The sequence below is a fragment of the Sulfitobacter sabulilitoris genome, from assembly GCF_005887615.1.
In the GTDB taxonomy this organism is placed as follows: Bacteria; Pseudomonadota; Alphaproteobacteria; order Rhodobacterales; family Rhodobacteraceae; genus Sulfitobacter_E; species Sulfitobacter_E sabulilitoris.
In genome coordinates, this window is sequence record NZ_VANS01000001.1 from 15,503 (window position 1) to 32,290 (window position 16,788).

Annotated in this window: 12 protein-coding genes; 7 read left to right on the plus strand and 5 right to left on the minus strand. The window is 68.4% G+C overall.

Annotated elements, in window-relative coordinates; genetic code table 11:
* Positions 1-5 precede the first annotated feature (5 nt).
* Genes FDT80_RS00065 through FDT80_RS00075 form a run of 3 tightly spaced genes read right to left on the minus strand, consistent with a single transcriptional unit; the run spans position 6 to position 2,166 of the window.
* Entirely contained in the window at positions 6-770 is a 765-nt protein-coding gene (locus tag FDT80_RS00065; RefSeq protein WP_342777619.1) for a methyltransferase domain-containing protein, read from the minus strand.
* A complete protein-coding gene (locus FDT80_RS00070; RefSeq protein ID WP_138660214.1) occupies positions 767-1,168 on the minus strand; it encodes a GtrA family protein in 402 nt (133 codons plus the stop codon). The genes FDT80_RS00065 and FDT80_RS00070 overlap by 4 nt, the downstream gene beginning before the upstream one ends.
* A complete protein-coding gene (locus tag FDT80_RS00075; protein WP_138660215.1) occupies positions 1,165-2,166 on the minus strand; it encodes a glycosyltransferase family 2 protein in 1,002 nt (333 codons plus the stop codon). The genes FDT80_RS00070 and FDT80_RS00075 overlap by 4 nt, the downstream gene beginning before the upstream one ends.
* A gap of 285 nt (positions 2,167-2,451) precedes the next feature.
* Here FDT80_RS00075 and FDT80_RS00080 point away from each other — a divergent pair, with 285 nt between their 5' ends.
* Together FDT80_RS00080 and mnmH are read left to right on the plus strand one after the other, a co-directional pair.
* Positions 2,452-3,282, plus strand: a complete 831-nt coding sequence (locus tag FDT80_RS00080; protein ID WP_138660216.1) for a DUF2189 domain-containing protein — start codon at positions 2,452-2,454, stop codon at positions 3,280-3,282.
* 79 nt (positions 3,283-3,361) lie between these two features.
* Positions 3,362-4,417, plus strand: a complete 1,056-nt coding sequence (mnmH, locus tag FDT80_RS00085; RefSeq protein ID WP_138660217.1) for a tRNA 2-selenouridine(34) synthase MnmH — start codon at positions 3,362-3,364, stop codon at positions 4,415-4,417.
* Here mnmH and selD read toward each other — a convergent pair.
* Positions 4,414-6,591 carry a selenide, water dikinase SelD gene (gene selD, locus FDT80_RS00090; RefSeq protein WP_138660218.1) on the minus strand — a complete coding sequence of 726 codons (2,178 nt, stop codon included), beginning with the start codon at positions 6,589-6,591 and terminating at the stop codon, positions 4,414-4,416. The two genes, mnmH and selD, sit on opposite strands and share 4 nt — an antisense overlap.
* A gap of 217 nt (positions 6,592-6,808) precedes the next feature.
* Here selD and FDT80_RS00095 point away from each other — a divergent pair, with 217 nt between their 5' ends.
* The 4 genes from FDT80_RS00095 (at position 6,809) to gdhA (ending at position 13,829) form a co-directional block, all read left to right on the plus strand.
* On the plus strand, positions 6,809-7,987 hold the full coding sequence (locus FDT80_RS00095) for an efflux RND transporter periplasmic adaptor subunit (RefSeq protein WP_138660219.1): 1,179 nt from the start codon (positions 6,809-6,811) through the stop codon (positions 7,985-7,987).
* On the plus strand, positions 7,984-11,103 hold the full coding sequence (locus FDT80_RS00100; protein WP_138660220.1) for an efflux RND transporter permease subunit: 3,120 nt from the start codon (positions 7,984-7,986) through the stop codon (positions 11,101-11,103). The genes FDT80_RS00095 and FDT80_RS00100 overlap by 4 nt, the downstream gene beginning before the upstream one ends.
* Before the next feature lie 197 nt (positions 11,104-11,300).
* A complete protein-coding gene (locus FDT80_RS00105; protein ID WP_138660221.1) occupies positions 11,301-12,395 on the plus strand; it encodes an alkene reductase in 1,095 nt (364 codons plus the stop codon).
* Positions 12,396-12,476: 81 nt separating this feature from the next.
* The gene (gdhA, locus tag FDT80_RS00110) at positions 12,477-13,829 is read left to right on the plus strand and encodes an NADP-specific glutamate dehydrogenase (RefSeq protein WP_138660222.1); all 1,353 of its coding nucleotides are present in this window, start codon (positions 12,477-12,479) and stop codon (positions 13,827-13,829) included.
* 6 nt (positions 13,830-13,835) lie between these two features.
* On the opposite strand, the gene FDT80_RS00115 is transcribed toward gdhA, so the two are convergent.
* On the minus strand, positions 13,836-15,245 hold the full coding sequence (locus FDT80_RS00115; RefSeq protein WP_138660223.1) for a pyridoxal phosphate-dependent decarboxylase family protein: 1,410 nt from the start codon (positions 15,243-15,245) through the stop codon (positions 13,836-13,838).
* Between the two features lie 176 nt (positions 15,246-15,421).
* On the opposite strand from FDT80_RS00115, the gene FDT80_RS00120 reads away from it, so the two are divergent.
* Entirely contained in the window at positions 15,422-16,768 is a 1,347-nt protein-coding gene (locus FDT80_RS00120; RefSeq protein ID WP_138660224.1) for an aromatic ring-hydroxylating dioxygenase subunit alpha, read from the plus strand.
* Positions 16,769-16,788: the final 20 nt, after the last annotated feature.

Here is a 16,788-nt window from a genome sequence, read left to right on the forward strand (position 1 = left end):
CGGGCTCAGACCTGCCGCGCGCGCGCCCGCGCCCGACGCGCGATAACCCCCGCGCGGACCTGAGCGATGCGCGTCACCGCGCCGCGTGGCAGCAGCGACACCACCGCCAGCCGCAGGCGCCACGACGCGCCGCCCCCGGTTTGCAGCCTTGCGCCGTCCTTGAGTTCGCGCGCCAGAACTTCTGGCGGCAACCCGGCGCGACCAGCGTCATTGGCATAGAGCACCGTGTTGAAGCGATACCATTTTTCGACCTCCGCGCGGTCGCGCAGCGCCGGGCGCACGCAGTCGAACGCGCCGTAGCCATGCGCCGCGAACAGGTCCTGCCAGAAGGCCAGCGGCTGTTCGTTGATGTGAAATTCGCCGCCTTGACCGGGGACGGCGGCGGAAAACAAGACCCTGTCGCTGTGGCGCACAAGGCTTTCGACCAGTTGCGCCGAGGCCGCGGCGGGCAGATGCTCTCCGACCTCGAGGCTTTGCGCCAGGTCGAAGCGGCGGCCGAGGTCGAGAGGCTGCGTCAGATCGGCGGCGCAAAAACGGTCGCGCGGCACGGCAAGCCGGTCGCGATCAACGTAATCGCCGTCCACCGCCATCACGTCGTCCACCCCCGACGCGCGCCATTCGCCCGCCCAGACACCGCGCCCGCTGCCCAGATCCAGCAGGCTGCGCGCGCCCAGATGCGGCTGCATGACCGCGATCATGGCTCGGGCCGACCGGCGCGCGCCGGCGTCGATATAGTCGAAAAACTGGTTGGAATAGATATGCGCCATCATTGCCTCGCGCCGGGGTCTGCATCGGCAAATACCCAGAGTCTGAAAAAGAGATAGTTCTGCACCGGAAGCACCACGGCCACCAGCCCCGCCGCCATCCACGCGGGCCAGCCCAGCCGCGGCCCCAGCCCGGAGGTGATCAGCGTCGAGACCACAAGCCCCAGCCCGATGGCGACGGCAAAGCGCAGCGCCTGCGCGGACACGTTTAGCGGCTTGCGGAAGGTCCAGAGAGACTGGGCCACGTATTGAACGGCCACGGCCAGGCCGAAGGCCGCGACATTGGCAAGACCGCGCGACAGCCCGAGCGCTGCAAGGCCCACGAAGATCGCGACGTAGAGTGCCGCGACCCCGATGCCGACCGCCGCAAAGCGCAGCATCGCGGAGGAGGGCGCAAGGCTCATCCCTTGGCCTGTGCTTTGACGGGGGCCTGCGCCTTGGCGGGGGCGGCATCGTCGGCGGTGTCGGGGCGGGCCGCGGCCTCGCCGCCGATCTCGTCGGCCAGGAAATAGAGCGGACGGCGCTTGGTTTCGGTATAAAGCCTGCCGATGTATTCGCCCATGATCCCCAACGTCAAAAGCTGGATGCCCGAGAAAAAGCTGATGGCCAGCGTGACCGAGGCCCAGCCGGGGGCGGTGCTGAACAAATAGAGCGAGCCGAAGACATAGACGGCCATCAACAGCGTGACGAAGAGGCTGAGAAAAGACAGCCGCGTGGCAAAGCGCAGGGGCTTGATCGAAAACCCGGTCAGTGCATCCGTGGCAAGCCGCAGCATCGCGCGCAGCGGATACTTGGTCACGCCGGCGTGGCGCGCGTCGCGTTCGTATTCAAGCCCGATCTGGCGAAACCCGGCCCATGCGAACATCCCCCGGATGAACCGCGCGCGTTCGGGCATGGCCAGCACGGCGTTCAGCACCTGGCGGTTCACCAGCCTGAAATCGCCTGTGTCCTTGGGAATGGGCACGTCCGACAGGGCATTGAGATAGCGATAGAAGAGATAGGCCGACAGGCGCTTGAACACCGTCTCGCCCCGGCGCGCGGCACGGCGGCCATAGACCATGTCATAGCCGCGATCCATCAGCGCCATCATGTCGGTCAAAACCTCCGGCGGGTCCTGCAAATCGGCGTCGAGCATGAAGATCCGCGCGCCGCGGGCCGCCTGCAGCCCCGCGGTCAGCGCAACCTGATGCCCGCGGTTGGCCGACAGCCGCAGGCCGCGCACCTGTGGCACCTGGGCTTGCGCCGCGACGATCCGGTCCCAGGTTTGATCGGAGGATCCGTCATCGACGAGTATGATCTCGGCCCGCGCGGACCACGGCGCGATGGCCGCCGCCAGTCGCTCGACCAGATGGGGGATCGTTTCTTCCTCGTTGTAACACGGGACGACGACGCTCAACTCCACGGGATGCCTGTCTTTCTGCTCGGGACATTTGCTTTTTGTCTATTTCCGCCGCGTCAGGGCCCTCTGGCAAGGGCCAGCGCCCCGTCGCCACCGTCAAAGCCGCCGGGACGGGGTGAAATGTGCGTTAAATGCCACAACAGGCGCGCAGGGGTGGGGGTCACGGGGGTATCACAACGCCGTGCGGTCACGGGACGATGACCGGCATTTCTGGTATGCTTACCAGCGGATGGCCTGCGGACCGAGTCTTGCGGGTGCCACGGCCTTTCCCGACCGAAAGGACAGCCCATGACCGATTTTCACGTGCTCAGTCCCGGCCGCCACGCGCCGCCGCAGGTGACCCTGCGCCGGATCACGATGCGCGATGTCTTCGGCGCGCTGGCCGACGGATGGGATGATTTCATGGCGCGGCCCTCGCATTACTTCTTCGTGGCGGTGCTTTATCCCTTCATGGCCTTTGCGCTGTATTTCTGGGTATCGCGCGGCAATGCGCTGCAACTGATCTACCCGATGATCACCGGCTTCGCGCTGCTGGGGCCGGTGGCGGCGCTTGGGTTCTATGAAATCAGCCGCCGCCGCGAACAGGGGCTCGACGACCGCTGGCGGCATGCGCTTGGTGTGCTGCGGTCGCCGGCCTTGCCCGCGATCGCGGTGCTGGGGCTGTGGCTGCTGATCCTGTTTCTGGCGTGGATCTACACGGCCGAGGCGCTGTACAACGCGACGATGGGGCCGGGGCGCGCGGTCGGGCTGGGCGACATGCTCTGGCAGATCATGACCACGCGCGCGGGCTGGACCCTGATCGTGCTGGGCAATCTGCTGGGCGCGGTGTTTGCGCTGGTGACGCTCTGCACGACCGCGATCGCCTTTCCGCTGCTGCTGGACCGCGATGTCGGGCTTGTGACGGCGGTGTCTGCCTCGACCCGCGCGGTGCTGGACAACCCCGGCCCGATGCTGGGCTGGGGGCTGATCGTGGCGGGGTGTCTGGCGCTGGGGGCGCTGACGCTGATGATCGGGCTGATCATTGTGCTGCCGGTGCTGGGCCACGCGACGTGGCACCTGTACCGTGCGCTGGTGCCCGCGCCGCCGGGCGGGCCCGGAGGGCAACAGGCGCCAGATTGACCTTGGCGCGGTATTGCGGCACACCCCCGGTAACAGACGCGCGCCGCCGCGCATCTGCGCCCCTGACCCCCAAGGCCCGATGCCCATTCATCTCACCGACCTCAAGGCCCTCGCCGATCTGCCCTTCGATCAGGTGATCGATGTCCGCTCTCCGACCGAATTCGCCCAGGATCACATTCCCGGCGCGATCAACCTGCCCGTGCTGAGCGATGCCGAGCGAGCGGAGGTCGGCACGATCTATGTGCAAAAGGACCGGTTTCTGGCGCGCAAGGTGGGGGCGGCGCTGGTCGCGCGCAATTCCGCCCGCCACATCGAAGGTCCGCTGGCGGATCGTGACGGTGGCTGGCGTCCGCTGGTCTATTGCTGGCGCGGTGGGCAGCGGTCGGGATCCTTCGCGTCGATCCTGCAACAGATCGGCTGGCGCGTCGGGCTGGTCGAGGGCGGCTACAAATCCTATCGTCGGCTGGTGGTCGATGCGCTGTACGACCGGCCGCTGGATCTGCGGATCGTGCTGCTGGCCGGGGGCACCGGCACGGCCAAGACACGGATCCTGCATCACCTGAAGGCCGCCGGTGCGCAGATGCTGGACCTTGAGGGGCTGGCAAATCACCGCGGGTCGCTGTTTGGCGGCATGGGCGATCCGCAACCGAGCCAGAAGATGTTTGAATCGCGGCTGGCGACGGCAATCACCACGCTCGACCCCGCGCGCCCCGTGATCGTCGAGGCGGAAAGCAACAAGATCGGCGACCTGCTGATCCCGCCTAGCCTTTGGTCGCTGATGAATGCGGCCCCGCAGGTCGAAATTACCGCACCGCTGGCGGCGCGGGGGCGGTATCTGATCACCGCCTATGCCGATCTGCTGGACGACGCGGATCTGCTGGCGCGCCGCATCGACAAGCTGGCGCCCTATCACGCCAAGGCCCAGGTCGAGGCATGGCACGCGATGGCCGGCCGCCGCGCGTTCGAGGCGCTGGCGCGCGATCTGGCCGAGCAGCATTACGATCCGCGCTATGCCAAATCGACGCTGGAGCGCCGCGACGTGGCCGCACGGATCGACATGCAGGAGCTGACGGATGCGGAGATGGTGGCGGTCGCACCGCGGATCATCGCCGCCGCGGAGCGCGCCGCGGGTTAATCCGCGACGCGCAGCGCCGGCGGCCCGCTGGTAAACCTGCCGATCAGGGCGGCCTCGTGCCCCGCGGCGCGAAGCCTGTCCACCAGCGCGCGTGCGTCTTGCGCGGCAACCGCCGCCAGCAACCCACCGGCGGTCTGGGGATCGTGCAGCAACGCGCCGCGCGGGCCGCGCGCGCCGGCGACCGGCGCATGCGCCAGGTTGTCGGCATGGATCGTGGATCGGTGGCCCGCCGCCGCCAGGTCCTGCGCACCGGAATAAAGCGGGATCGCATCGAGCGTGATCCGCGCGCCCACGCCGCTGGCCCGGCAGATCGCCATCAGGTGGCCCGCCAGGCCGAAACCGGTCACATCCGTCATCGCGTGGGCCCCGCGCAGGATCGCCGCCGCGTCGCCCTGCGGCGTGGCCATGCGCGCCAGCATCGCGGCCACGTCGCGGCCCCTCGCGCGGCCCGCCATTTCGGCCGCCAGGATCGTTCCGCTGCCGATGGGCCGGGTCAGCAGGATCGCATCGTCTGCCCGTGCGCCCGCCTGCGTGATCGGATCGCCGGGGCACAGGCCCGTCACGCTGAACCCGATGGTCAGTTCCGAGCCCATCGAGCTGTGTCCGCCGACCACATCCGCCCCGGCCGCGCCAAACACCGCCCGCGCGGTGTCCAGGATTTCGGCCATGCTGCGCGCCTGCAGCGGCGGCGACATGCGCGGCAGGATGACGGTGCACAGCGCGGCCTGCGGCTCGGCCCCCATCGCCCAGATGTCGCCCATCGCATGCACCGCCGCGATCCGCGTCTGCATCGCCGGATCCCCGGTGAAGCCGCGCAGGTGATCGGTCGTCAGAACCTGCCGCGTCTCGCCGAGGCGCAGCACCGCCGCATCGTCGCCGGGGCGCGACAGAACATCGTCGCGGCGCGGCTCGAACCCGGCCAGCGCGGCGCCCAGAACCCCGGCGCCGACCTTGGATCCGCAGGCGCCGCACAGCGGCTGGGCGGCGGCGTTGCCGTCGTCATCATCCAGGGCGCGCGGCACCGGGGCAGGGGGCACGGCCATCTGCGGCAGGTCGCCCAGTCTGTCCATGAAGGCGCGGTCGATCCGGTCCTTCCAGCGCCAGAGCAGCGGGCCGGACAACGGCAGGCCGTATTTCTCGGCCAGCGCCGATCTGCCGCCCAGCGAGATCAGCTTGAGGTAGCGCTTTTGCGGACGGAAGGCGCGCATCGCGCGGCCTGACAGCGCGGCGCGCAGGTTGTCGTGCAGCACCGGCGCCGCGCGCACCGCGAACACCCCCGCCTTGGGACGCGGCGCATGCGCGAGGTGGGCGCAATCGCCGACCGCGAACAGCCCGTCGTGACCGGCAACTTGCAACGTCGGTCCCACCCGGATGAACCCGTCCCGCAGGGGCAGACCGGTGTCGCGCAGCCAGTCGTGCGGCGTTGCCCCGGCGGCCCCGACCACCAGCCGCGCGGGAATATGGTCGCCGGTTTCCAGCGTGACGCCGCGATCCGTCACCTGCGCCACCCGCGCGTCGAAGCGGCAGGTCACCCCCTGCGCGCCAAGCGCCCGCATCAGCCGGGCACGGGTCGCGGGGCCGGTCCCCGTCAGCGTCGTCTCGGCCTCGATCAGCGTCACTTGGGCGCGCGCGCCCGCGGTGCGCAGCGCATGCGCCATTGCCATCGACAGCTCGACCCCCGCGACGCCGCCGCCGATCACCGCCACCTGCGCCGGCAGATCGCCTGTCCGGACCCCGGCCAGCATCTCGCGCCAGGCGGCCGCGAAACGGTCCAGTGGCTTGGCCGCGATGCCATGTTCGGCAAAGCCGTCGATCTGCGGCATCTGGGCCGTGATGCCGATATCGAGCGACGCGACATCGTAGCCGACCGCACCATGCCCCGGCACCATCGCCTCGCGCCGATCCGTATCGATCCCCGTCACCGCGCCCAGGATCAGCCGCGCGCCGGCAAAGCGCGCCAGCCGCACCAGGTCTATGTCCAGCTCGTCGCGGGTGTAATGCCCGGCGACATGCCCGGGCAACATGCCGGTGTAGGGGGCGGTGGGGCCGGGGTTGATGAGTGTCAGGCGCGTGCCCGGCAGCGGATTCATCCCCCAGCGCCGCAGCACCAGCGCATGCGCGTGGCCGCCACCGATCAGCACCAGATCACGGGTCAAGGGAATATGCGCCTGCATCGGTGGCCTGTCTGTCCAAGGGCGGTGGTGTCCGGCGGGCCGGATACCCGCCGTGAGGCGCGATGTAGCGCAAATTCCCGGCGATGGCCAATACCGCCCAGCGCCCGATGTCACGCTTTCGTCAATCCAGCGTGACATTTGCCGGAACGTGCTATCCTTTCACGTCAGGCACGTCCGGATCATGACCGGGACCGCGTAACACTTAAGGAAGCCGCCAATGTCATTTCTGCGCCAGCTGATCCTGTCCCTGGCGGTCATCGCCGGGGCGCTGTTCGCATGGATCACCTATGTCCCCTCGGCGGTTCCGATCCTTGATCGCATCGGCGTGCTGACCCTGCTGGGCGTGGACCCCGCCAGCCTGCAGTCCGCGCCGCAGGCCGGTGCGGCGCAGCGGCGCGGCGGGGGCGCGTCGCAGGTGCTTGTCTCGCCGGTGCGCGAGGAGGTGATGACCGACCGTGTCACGGCCATCGGGGACGGGCGCGCGCACCGCTCGGTCATCGTGCGTGCCGATGCGGTGGGCACGATCACCGAACTTTCCGCCACGGCCGGGACCTACACCGAAGCGGGAACCGTGATTGCCCGCCTCGACAACGAGGCGGAGACCATCGCGCTGGAGCGCGCGCGGATCACCCTTGCCGATGCGCAGGACGAGGCCCAACGCCTGTCGCGGCTGGAAACCACCGGTGCCGTGACCGAAGTGCGCCTGCGCGAGGCCGAACTGGCGCTGAGGACGGCGGAGCTGGCGGTGCGGCAGGCCGAATACGACCTGTCCAAGCGCCGGATCGATGCGCCGATCTCGGGGTGGCTGGGCCTGATCGACGTCGAGCCGGGCGACCGTGTCGCGGCCTCGGACGTGGTGGCGCGGATCACCGACCGGTCGCGGATCGTGATCGATTTTCGCGTGCCCGAACGGATCATTAACCAGCTCCGCACGGGCGGCAGCGTCGAGGTGGTGCCGCTGGGACTGCGCGGCACGGTGCTGCAGGGCGCGATCAGCGCCATCGACACGGTGGTCGACCGCGCCAGCCGCACCCTGCGGGTGCAGGCCGAGGTGGAGAACGCCGCCGACCGTCTGCGCGCGGGCATGGCGTTTTCCGTCGCGCTCAGCTTTGCGGGCGATGCGGTGTTGGCGCTCGAACCGCTGTCGCTGCAATGGTCGAGCGGGGGCGCATTCGTCTGGGCCGTGCGGGAGGGCAAGGCGGCGCGGGTGCCTGTCACGATCCTCCAGCGTACCGCCGACAGCGTGTTGGTCAAGGCCGATCTCGACCCCGGCGAGCCGGTCGTGACCGAGGGCGTGCAAAGCCTGCGCCCCGGCGCGGAGGTCAGCATCGCCGACCAGACCGAAGCGGCGCTGCGCCGCCAGGCGGACGCGGCGCGGGGCGAGGTGACGCAATGACCGACGCGCCTGCACCCGGCGGGGCGGCACGCGATGCGCACCGCTCGGGCACGGCGCTTTTCGTGCGGCGCCCGATCCTGGCCTTCGTGCTCAATGCGCTGATCGTCATGGCGGGGCTGGCGGGGCTTCTGGGCGTCGAGATTCGCGAATTGCCCAACGTGGACCGGCCCGTGGTCACCATCACCACGCAGTTTCCCGGGGCCTCTCCCGAGACGGTGGACCAGGAATTGACCGGTCGGATCGAAGGGGCCGTGGGCCGGGTCGCGGGGGTGCGGTCGATCTCGTCCAACTCGCGTTTCGGGCGCAGCCGCGTGACGCTGGAATTTGAGGACGGCATCGACATCGACGTGGCGGCGACGGATGTGCGCGACGCGGTGGCGCGGATCGCGGGGCAGATCCCCGACACGGCGGAACCGGCGCAGATCGTCAAGGCGGACGCCAATGCCCAGCCGGTTATGCGCATCGCCGTCACGTCCTCGGGGCGGTCGCCGCAGGATCTGACCCGCATCGTGCGCGAGCGGGTGGAGGATCGGCTGATTTCGGTGAACGGCGTCGCCGACCTGCAAATCTACGGCGACCGGGAGCCGATCTTCCGCGTCGATATCGACCTGCTGGAACTGGCCAGCCGCGGGCTGACGCTAGCCGACATGCGCCGCGCGCTGAGCACGGTGGCCTTTGACACGCCGGCGGGCGACCTGACGGGCAGCCGCCAGACGATCAGCGTGCGCACCACCGCAACCATTGCCACCCCCGCCGCCTTCGAGGCGTTGCAGATCGCGCCCGATGTCGCCGTACGCGACGTGGCGCGCGTCACCCTTGGCCCGGCACCGGATGAGACGCTGCTGCGCGCCAACGGCCAGACCGGGCTTGGCATGGGCGTGATCCGCCAGGCGACCTCGAACACGCTCGAGATTTCCAAGGCGGTGCGCGCGGTCGTGGCCGAACTGGACAGGACCCTGCCCGACGACATCAACATCTTCGTCACCTCCGATGACGCGGTTTTCATCAACGGCTCCATCATCGAGGTGCTGAAAACGCTGGGCCTGGCCATTTCGATCGTGGTCCTGGTGATCTTCGTGTTCCTGCGCGACGCGCGCGCCACGCTGATCCCGGCGCTGACCTTGCCCGTGGCGCTGATCGGGACGCTGGCGGCGATCTACCTGGTGGGGTTCTCTGTCAATATCCTGACGTTGCTGGCGCTGGTGCTGGCCACTGGCATGGTGGTGGACGACGCCATCGTGGTGCTGGAAAACATCGTGCGCCGCCGCGGCGAGGGAATCGGCCCGCGCGCCGCGGCGATCCTGGGCACCCGGCAGGTCGTCTTTGCCGTCATGACCACCACCGCGACACTGGCGGCGGTCTTCATTCCGCTGTCGTTCCTGCCGGGCCAGGCGGGCGGGCTCTTTCGCGAATTCGGCTTCACGCTGGCCATCGCGGTCATGCTGTCCTCGGTCGTCGCGCTGACGCTGTGCCCGGTGCTGGCCAGCCGCCTGCTGACGGCAGCGCCGCGCCGCGATGCCCGCGGGCCGCTGATCTGGCTTGGCGCGCGATTGCAGGCGGTCTATGCCGCCAGCCTGCGCGGCGCACTGGCGGTGCCGGTGGTGGTCGTGCTGGTGGCGGCGCTTTTCGCGGCGACGGCGGTCATGGTCGCGGGCGGCATCCGGCAAGAACTGACCCCGACCGAGGACCGCGCGGTGGCGCTGCTGTCGGTCACGGCGCCGCAGGGCGTGTCGCTGGACTACACCACGGGCAAGATGCAGGAGATAGAGGACGCCGTGGCCCCGCTGCAGGCGTCGGGCGAAATCACCAATGTCTTTTCCATCACCGGCTTTGGCGCCGACAACCGCGGTTTTATGGTGTTCACGCTGGCCAAGTGGGACCAGCGCGCGCGGCCGCAGTCCGCGATCGTGGGCGAAATCAACGGCAAGCTGCGCCAGATCATCGGCGTGCGCGCCTTTGCGATCCAGCCCAATTCGCTGGGGATACGGGGCGCGGGCCGGGGGCTGAGCTTTGCCATCACCGGCGACAATTATGACCAGCTGGCGCAGGTGTCGCAGACGCTGGTGGAGCGGATGCAGGACAATCCGGCGATGGGGCAGGTCCGGCTGGAATACGAGACAACGCAGCCGCAACTGTTTATCGACATCGACCGCGCCCGCGCCTCCGACCTTGGCATCGACATCACCGGGCTGGGCGATGCGCTGCGCGCGGTGCTGGACGGCCGGACGATCGGCGCGGTGTTCATCGACGACACCAGCTACGACGTGCAGATGCTGTCGACATCGACGCCGGTCGACGACCCCGGCGATCTTGAGAACATCTTTGTCCAGACGGGCGACGGGCAGATGGTGCCGATGTCCAGCTTCGTCACGCTTGAGGAACGCGCTGTGGCGCCCGAACTGGACCGCGAAGGGCAGAACCGTTCGGTCGAGATCTCTGCCGGGCTGACGCCCGAGCTGTCGCTGGGCGACGCGCTGGACCAGGTGCGCGAGCTGTCCCGGGAGGTGTTGGCCGAGCAGAACCGGATCGTGCCGCTGGCCGAGGCGGCGACGCTGGACCAGACCTCGGCCGGGCTGCTGGTGACCTTCGGCTTTGCGATCCTCGTGGTGTTCCTCGTGCTTTCGGCACAGTTCGAAAGCTTCGTCTCGGCGGTGGTCGTGATGGCGACGGTGCCCATCGGGCTGGCCTGCGCGATCTTTGCGCTGCTGTTCACAGGGCTCAGCTTGAATGTCTATAGCCAGATCGGTCTGGTGATGCTGATCGGGATCATGGCCAAGAACGGCATCCTGATCGTGGAATTCGCCAACCAGTTGCGCGATCAGGGGCAGGATGTGAAATCCGCCATTCTCGATGCCTCGACGATCCGGCTGCGGCCGGTGATGATGACGATGACATCGACCGTGCTGGGCGGTGTGCCGCTGATCCTGTCGGCGGGCGCGGGGGCCGAAGCGCGCGAGGCGCTGGGCTGGGTCATCGTGGGCGGGCTGGGGCTGGCCACGTTGTCCACGCTCTACCTGACTCCGGTGGCTTATCTGCTGCTTGCGGGCCTGTCCAAGCCGCGCGCCGCGCAGGACGCCCGCATCGTCGAGGAGTTGGAGGCCGCCGAAGCCTCCTGACGGGTCGCGCCGCCGCGCGCCGCCGGCCCCGTCGCGCGCATCCGATCGCGCGGAACGATGCCTCGCGGGTCGCTGACCGCACTGCGCGACGGTGCACAGGCCCGGTGCGCGCCCCGGTTGCCCGGACGCGGAACAACCCTGCCGACATTGCGTTGACCCCGGACCGATCAACCGACGCAACGTGAAAGCAATTCCCCATGACACACCATGAAAACCTGTTCGATCCCGCACTGATGGGCGATCTGACCCTGCCCAACCGCGTGCTGATGGCGCCCCTGACGCGCAACCGCGCGCAGGGCGACGGCGTACCCAGGGACATCGCGCAGACCTACTATACCCAGCGCTCCAGCGCCGGGCTGATCCTGACCGAAGCGGCGCAGATCTCCGCGATGGGCAAGGGCTATCTCGATACACCCGGCATCCATACCGACGCCCAGATCGCAGGCTGGAAAACCATCACCGACGCGGTGCATGCCGCCGGGGGACGGATCTTCTGCCAGCTATGGCACGTGGGCCGCATCAGCCATGTGTCGCTGTTGCCCGAGGGGCGCCAGCCGGTCAGCTCGACCGACACCGCCGCCAAGGCGCAGACCTTTACCGCCAACGGGTTCGAGGACACGTCCGAGCCGCAAGCGCTGGATGCGGAGGGGATCGCGCAGACGCTCAAAGACTATGCCACCGCGGCCCGTGCCGCCAAAGACGCAGGCTTTGACGGGGTCGAGGTGCACGCCGCCAACGGCTACCTGATCGACCAGTTCCTGCAGGACGGCGTGAACGACCGCGGCGACGCCTACGGCGGATCCGTAGAGGGCCGGATGAAGTTTCTGATGGAGGCGCTGGACGCCGTCGAAACCGTCTGGCGGCCCGAGCGCATCGGCGTGCGCCTGTCGCCCCTGGGGCAGGCCAACGACATGTCCGACAGCGACCCCGAGACGCACTACGCCCGCATCTACGCAGCGCTGAGCGCCCGCAAGCTGGCCTATCTGCATGTTGTCGAGCAGTTTCCCGGCAACGAGGACGACGCCGGCGTGCAGATCCTGCGCCGCCTGCGCCGGCATTACGACGGCTTTTATATCGCCAACGGCGGCTATGACGCGGGCAGCGCGGAGCGGGCGATCGCGTCGGGCCATGCCGACGCCGTGACCTTTGGCCGCGATTTCATCGCCAACCCGGATCTGCCGGAGCGGTTTCGCCGCGGTGCGGATCTGAACCCGCAGGACCCCGATACGTTCTACGGCGGTGGGCGCGAAGGTTATACCGACTACCCGTTTCTGGAAACCGAACCCGCCTGATCTATCTTTCCCGGCAACAAACGGCCCCCGCGTGTCTGCGCGGGGGCCCGTGCTGCCGTCATTCCCCCGAAAGGACCGCCCATGCCAAGCCCCGCAAAACTCGATGTCGATGATTTCCTGTCGCGTCTTAAGGACCGCACCCCGCACGAGGATGCCTTTCATCAGGCGGTGGGCGAGGTCGCGGCCGACGTGATCCCGATGATCAACGACCGCCCCGCCTACCGCGAGGCAGCACTGCTGGAGCGGATGGTCGAGCCCGACCGCGTCGTCAGCTTCCGGGTCGAATGGGTGGATGACGATGGCCGCGTGCAGGTCAATCGCGGTTACCGGGTGCAGTTCAACTCCGCCATCGGACCCTACAAGGGTGGGCTGCGGTTTCACCCAACCGTGACACCTTCGGTGCTGAAATTTCTCGGGTTCGAGCAGACGTTCAAGAACGCGCTGACGGGCCTGCCGATGGGCGGCGGCAAGGGGGGATCGGATTTCGACCCCTCCGGCCGGTCAGAGGCCGAAATCATGCGCTTTTGCCAATCCTTTATGCTTGAGCTTTATCGCCACATCGGCCCGGACATCGATGTGCCCGCCGGCGACATCAACGTCGGCGCGCGCGAAATCGGGTATCTGTTCGGTGCCTACAAGCGCATCACCAACAATTTCGAGGGCGTGCTGACCGGCAAGGGCCTGTCCTACGGCGGCAGCGAAATGCGCACCGAGGCGACGGGATACGGCGTGGTGCAGTTTCTCGATCACATGCTGGCCGCGCACGGTCGGTCGGTCGACGGGCAGAACATCGTCATCTCGGGCGCCGGCAACGTCGCGACCTATGCCGCCGAACTGGCCACCGACCGGGGCGCCAAGGTCATCACTCTGTCGGATTCGCGCGGCACCATCCACGACAAGGACGGCTTGACGCCCGAAAAGATCGACTGGGTGCGCGATCACAAATCCAAACCCGGCGCCAGCCTCGAAGCCTATGCCAACGCGTTCGACGCCGAGTGGCTGGAGGGCAAGGCGCCCTGGGGCGTTGCCTGTGACATCGCGCTGCCCTGCGCCACGCAGAACGAACTGGACGAAGAGGGGGTCAAATCGCTGATCGACGGCGGCTGTTTTGCGCTGGTCGAGGGGGCGAACATGCCGGTCACGTCCAAGGGGTTGAAGGCGGTGCAGCAAAGCGACCTGCTCTATGCGCCGGGCAAGGCCGCCAATGCGGGTGGCGTCACCGTGTCAGGGCTGGAAATCAGCCAGAACCAGATGCGCCGCGACATGACCAAGGAGGAATTATGCGCGTTGCTGAAGGACGCGATGAAGGAAATCCACGACAAATGCGCGCAAGCCGGGCGGATCAACGACGCGCGTGTCGATTACGCCCGCGGCGCCAATATCGCGGGCTTTGAAAAGGTCGCGACCGCGATGCTGGCGCAGGGCGTGTTCTGAGGACCGTCACAGGGTGGCGGCGATTTCGGTGATGACCTCGAAGGCCATGTCCACATCCTGTGCCGTGGCGGTGAACGCCCCCGCCTGAAACCGCACCACCAGCGCGCCGTCGATGCGCGTCTGTGTCAGGTAGATGCGCCCATCGTCGTTGATCGTGTTCACCAGCCGCTGGTTCAGCGCATCCAGATCGCCCGCGCGCGGCGGCGCGTAGCGAAAGGTGAACAGCGACAGCATCGGCGGGGTCACGATCTCGAACCCCGGCACCGCCGCGATCCGCCGGGCCAGCCCCTGCGCCCAGGCGACGTGGTCGCGGATCATCGCGCGCAGGCCCACTAGCCCGTGCACGCGGATCAGGAACCACAGCTTGAGCGCGCGAAACCGGCGGCCCAGCGGCACGGACCATTCGGAATAATCGATCACCCCGTCCGCGCCATGGGTCCTGAGGTATTCCGGCTGAATGGCCAGCGTGCGCACCAGATCGTCGGGATCGGCAACGAAGTGCGTGGTGCAGTCGAACTGCGCGCCCAGCCATTTGTGCGGGTTCAACACGACGCTGTCGGCCCGGTCCACCCCCGCCCAGAGCGGCTGGAACTCGGGGCAGATCATCGCCGACCCGGCCCAGGCCGCATCGACATGGGTGTAAAGCGCCTCTGCCTCGGCCACGTCCATCACGGCGGCGATGTCGTCGGTGGCCCCCGCGCTGGTGCCGCCGACACAGGCGACGATGCCTGCGGGCAGATGGCCCGCCGCGCGGTCGGCGGCAATCGCCCGGCGCAGGGCGGCGGTGTCCATCGCGCGGCCGGGACCGGTGGTGGGGATGCGCACCAGGTTGGCCGCCCCGATCCCCGCGATCCAGATCGCGCGGTCGATGGAACTGTGCACCTCCGCCGAGGCATAGACACGCAGCGCGGGTTCTCCCGAAAGTCCGGTGGCGTTCCCGCGCCAGCGCAGCGCGCGTTCGCGCATCGTCAGCACGGCGCACAGCGTGGCCGATGACGCGCTGTCCTGAATGACGCCCGCAAATCCGGGCCGCAGCCCGACGGCCTGGCGCATCCAGTCGGTGACGCGGGTCTCAAGCTCGGTCGCGGCAGGCGAGGTCTGCCACAACATGCACTGCGCCGCGATAGCCGAGACGTAATATTCCGCCAGCACCGACACCGGCGCGGCGTTGGCCGGGAAATACGCGAAGAAGCGGGGATGCTGCCAATGGGTCATGCCGGGCAGGATCGTGGCTTCGAAATCGGCCAGGATATCCTCCATGTCCTCCGCCGTCTCGGGCGGGGCACCTGGCAGGGCCGACAGGATCGCGCCGGGTGCCGTCTGCGCGCGCACCGGGCGGTCGCGAAGCCCCGCGTGATAGTCGCTGGCCCAATCGGCGGCGCGGCGGCCCCAATGGCGAAAGTCGTTCCAGTTCATTGCCTTGCCCCTGCCGCCATTGTCCGGTCTGGCGCGACCCTATGCCGGGCGGCGGCCCCTGCGCAAGATCGCCCGACGCGCCATGCCGCGTCTTGACAGGCGCGGACCAAGGCCCAAAGCTGACGCGCGACGCAACCGGCCGCCGCGGCGGCCCGACAGCCCCGAAAGGCCGCTCCATGATCTCGCAGGAGATGAACGACCGCCTGACCCGAACCGGCCCCGGCAGCGACGCGGGCGCGGTCATGCGCCGCTATTGGCAGCCCGCGGCGCTTTCGGACGAACTGGCGGTGCCGCGCCCGGTGGTGCCGGTGCGCCTGCTGGGCGAAGACCTTGTGCTGTTTCGCGACGACAGCGGCGCGCTGGGCCTGATCGGCCGCGCCTGTCCACATCGCGGCGCGGATCTTTGCTATGGCCGGCTCGAGGACAACGGTCTGCGCTGCCCGTTTCACGGCTGGCATTTCGACCGCACCGGCCAATGCGTCGAACAACCCGGAGAGCCGGAAGGCGCGCGCATGCACGAGCGGATCCGCACCGCCAGCTATCCGGTGGTCGAGAAGAACGGCATCGTCTGGGCCTACATGGGCCCCGGAGATCCGCCGCCCTTTCCCGATTTCGACTGTTTCCGCGCGCCCGACAGCCACGTGTTCGCGTTCAAGGGGCTGTGGGCGTGCAACTGGCTGCAGGCGATGGAAGTCGGCATCGACCCCGCGCATGCGTCGTTCCTGCACCGTTTCCTGCAGGACGAAGATCCGGCCGACAGCTATGGCAAGCAATTTCGCGACACCGCTGGGGCGACCGACATCCCGATGACCAGGCTGCTGCGCGACTATCCGCGTCCCGACATCACGGTGGAGGACACCGACTATGGGCTGCGGCTGATCGCGCTGCGGCATCTGGACGATGGCCGCACCCATGTGCGCGTGACCAACCAGATCTTTCCGCAGGCCATCAGCATCCCGATGAGCCGCGAGATGATCATCACCCAGTGGCACGTGCCCATCGATGACGAGCGCTGTTACTGGTATTCGATGTTCACCAGTTTCACCGGCCCCGTGGACAAGCAAAAGATGCGCGACCAGCGTCTGCGCGAACACCGGCTGCCGGATTACGCGCCGCTCAGGAACAGCGCCAACGGCTATGGCTTTGACCCGGTCGAGCAGGCGCGCGAGACCTATACCGGCATGGGGCTGGATATCAACGTGCACGACCAGTGGGCGGTGGAAAGCCCCGGACCGATATTCGACCGTACCCGCGAACACCTGGGCAAGACCGATGTCGCGATCATCCGCTACCGCCGCATGTTGCGCGCGGCGATGGACGCGGTGACGGCGGGCACGGAGACGGATCTGCCGATGCGCGGCGGTGCGGCGCAGGCGGCGGCGATCCGCGGACCGATCAGCAACGACACGATTGCCGCCAGCGGTGGCGATTGGCACGCCGCCTATACCGCCGGCGACGCCGAGCGGCGCGCGGCCTGCACGGATTGGGACGCGTCGATCGCCACTGCCGCGAAAACCGGGTGACGCGGTGCATGTCGCGCGGC

Excerpts from the sequence above, each read along its gene's own strand:
- selD (WP_138660218.1), bottom strand. The coding sequence starts at position 6,591 with ATGCAGGCGCATATTCCCTTGACCCGTGATCTGGTGCTGATCGGTGGC.
- FDT80_RS00080 (WP_138660216.1), top strand. The coding sequence starts at position 2,452 with ATGACCGATTTTCACGTGCTCAGTCCCGGCCGCCACGCGCCGCCGCAG.
- FDT80_RS00095 (WP_138660219.1), top strand. The coding sequence starts at position 6,809 with ATGTCATTTCTGCGCCAGCTGATCCTGTCCCTGGCGGTCATCGCCGGG.
- gdhA (WP_138660222.1), top strand. The coding sequence starts at position 12,477 with ATGCCAAGCCCCGCAAAACTCGATGTCGATGATTTCCTGTCGCGTCTT.
- FDT80_RS00115 (WP_138660223.1), bottom strand. The coding sequence starts at position 15,245 with ATGAACTGGAACGACTTTCGCCATTGGGGCCGCCGCGCCGCCGATTGG.
- mnmH (WP_138660217.1), top strand. The coding sequence starts at position 3,362 with ATGCCCATTCATCTCACCGACCTCAAGGCCCTCGCCGATCTGCCCTTC.
- FDT80_RS00070 (WP_138660214.1), bottom strand. The coding sequence starts at position 1,168 with ATGAGCCTTGCGCCCTCCTCCGCGATGCTGCGCTTTGCGGCGGTCGGC.
- FDT80_RS00120 (WP_138660224.1), top strand. The coding sequence starts at position 15,422 with ATGATCTCGCAGGAGATGAACGACCGCCTGACCCGAACCGGCCCCGGC.
- FDT80_RS00105 (WP_138660221.1), top strand. The coding sequence starts at position 11,301 with ATGACACACCATGAAAACCTGTTCGATCCCGCACTGATGGGCGATCTG.
- FDT80_RS00065 (WP_342777619.1), bottom strand. The coding sequence starts at position 770 with ATGATGGCGCATATCTATTCCAACCAGTTTTTCGACTATATCGACGCC.
- FDT80_RS00100 (WP_138660220.1), top strand. The coding sequence starts at position 7,984 with ATGACCGACGCGCCTGCACCCGGCGGGGCGGCACGCGATGCGCACCGC.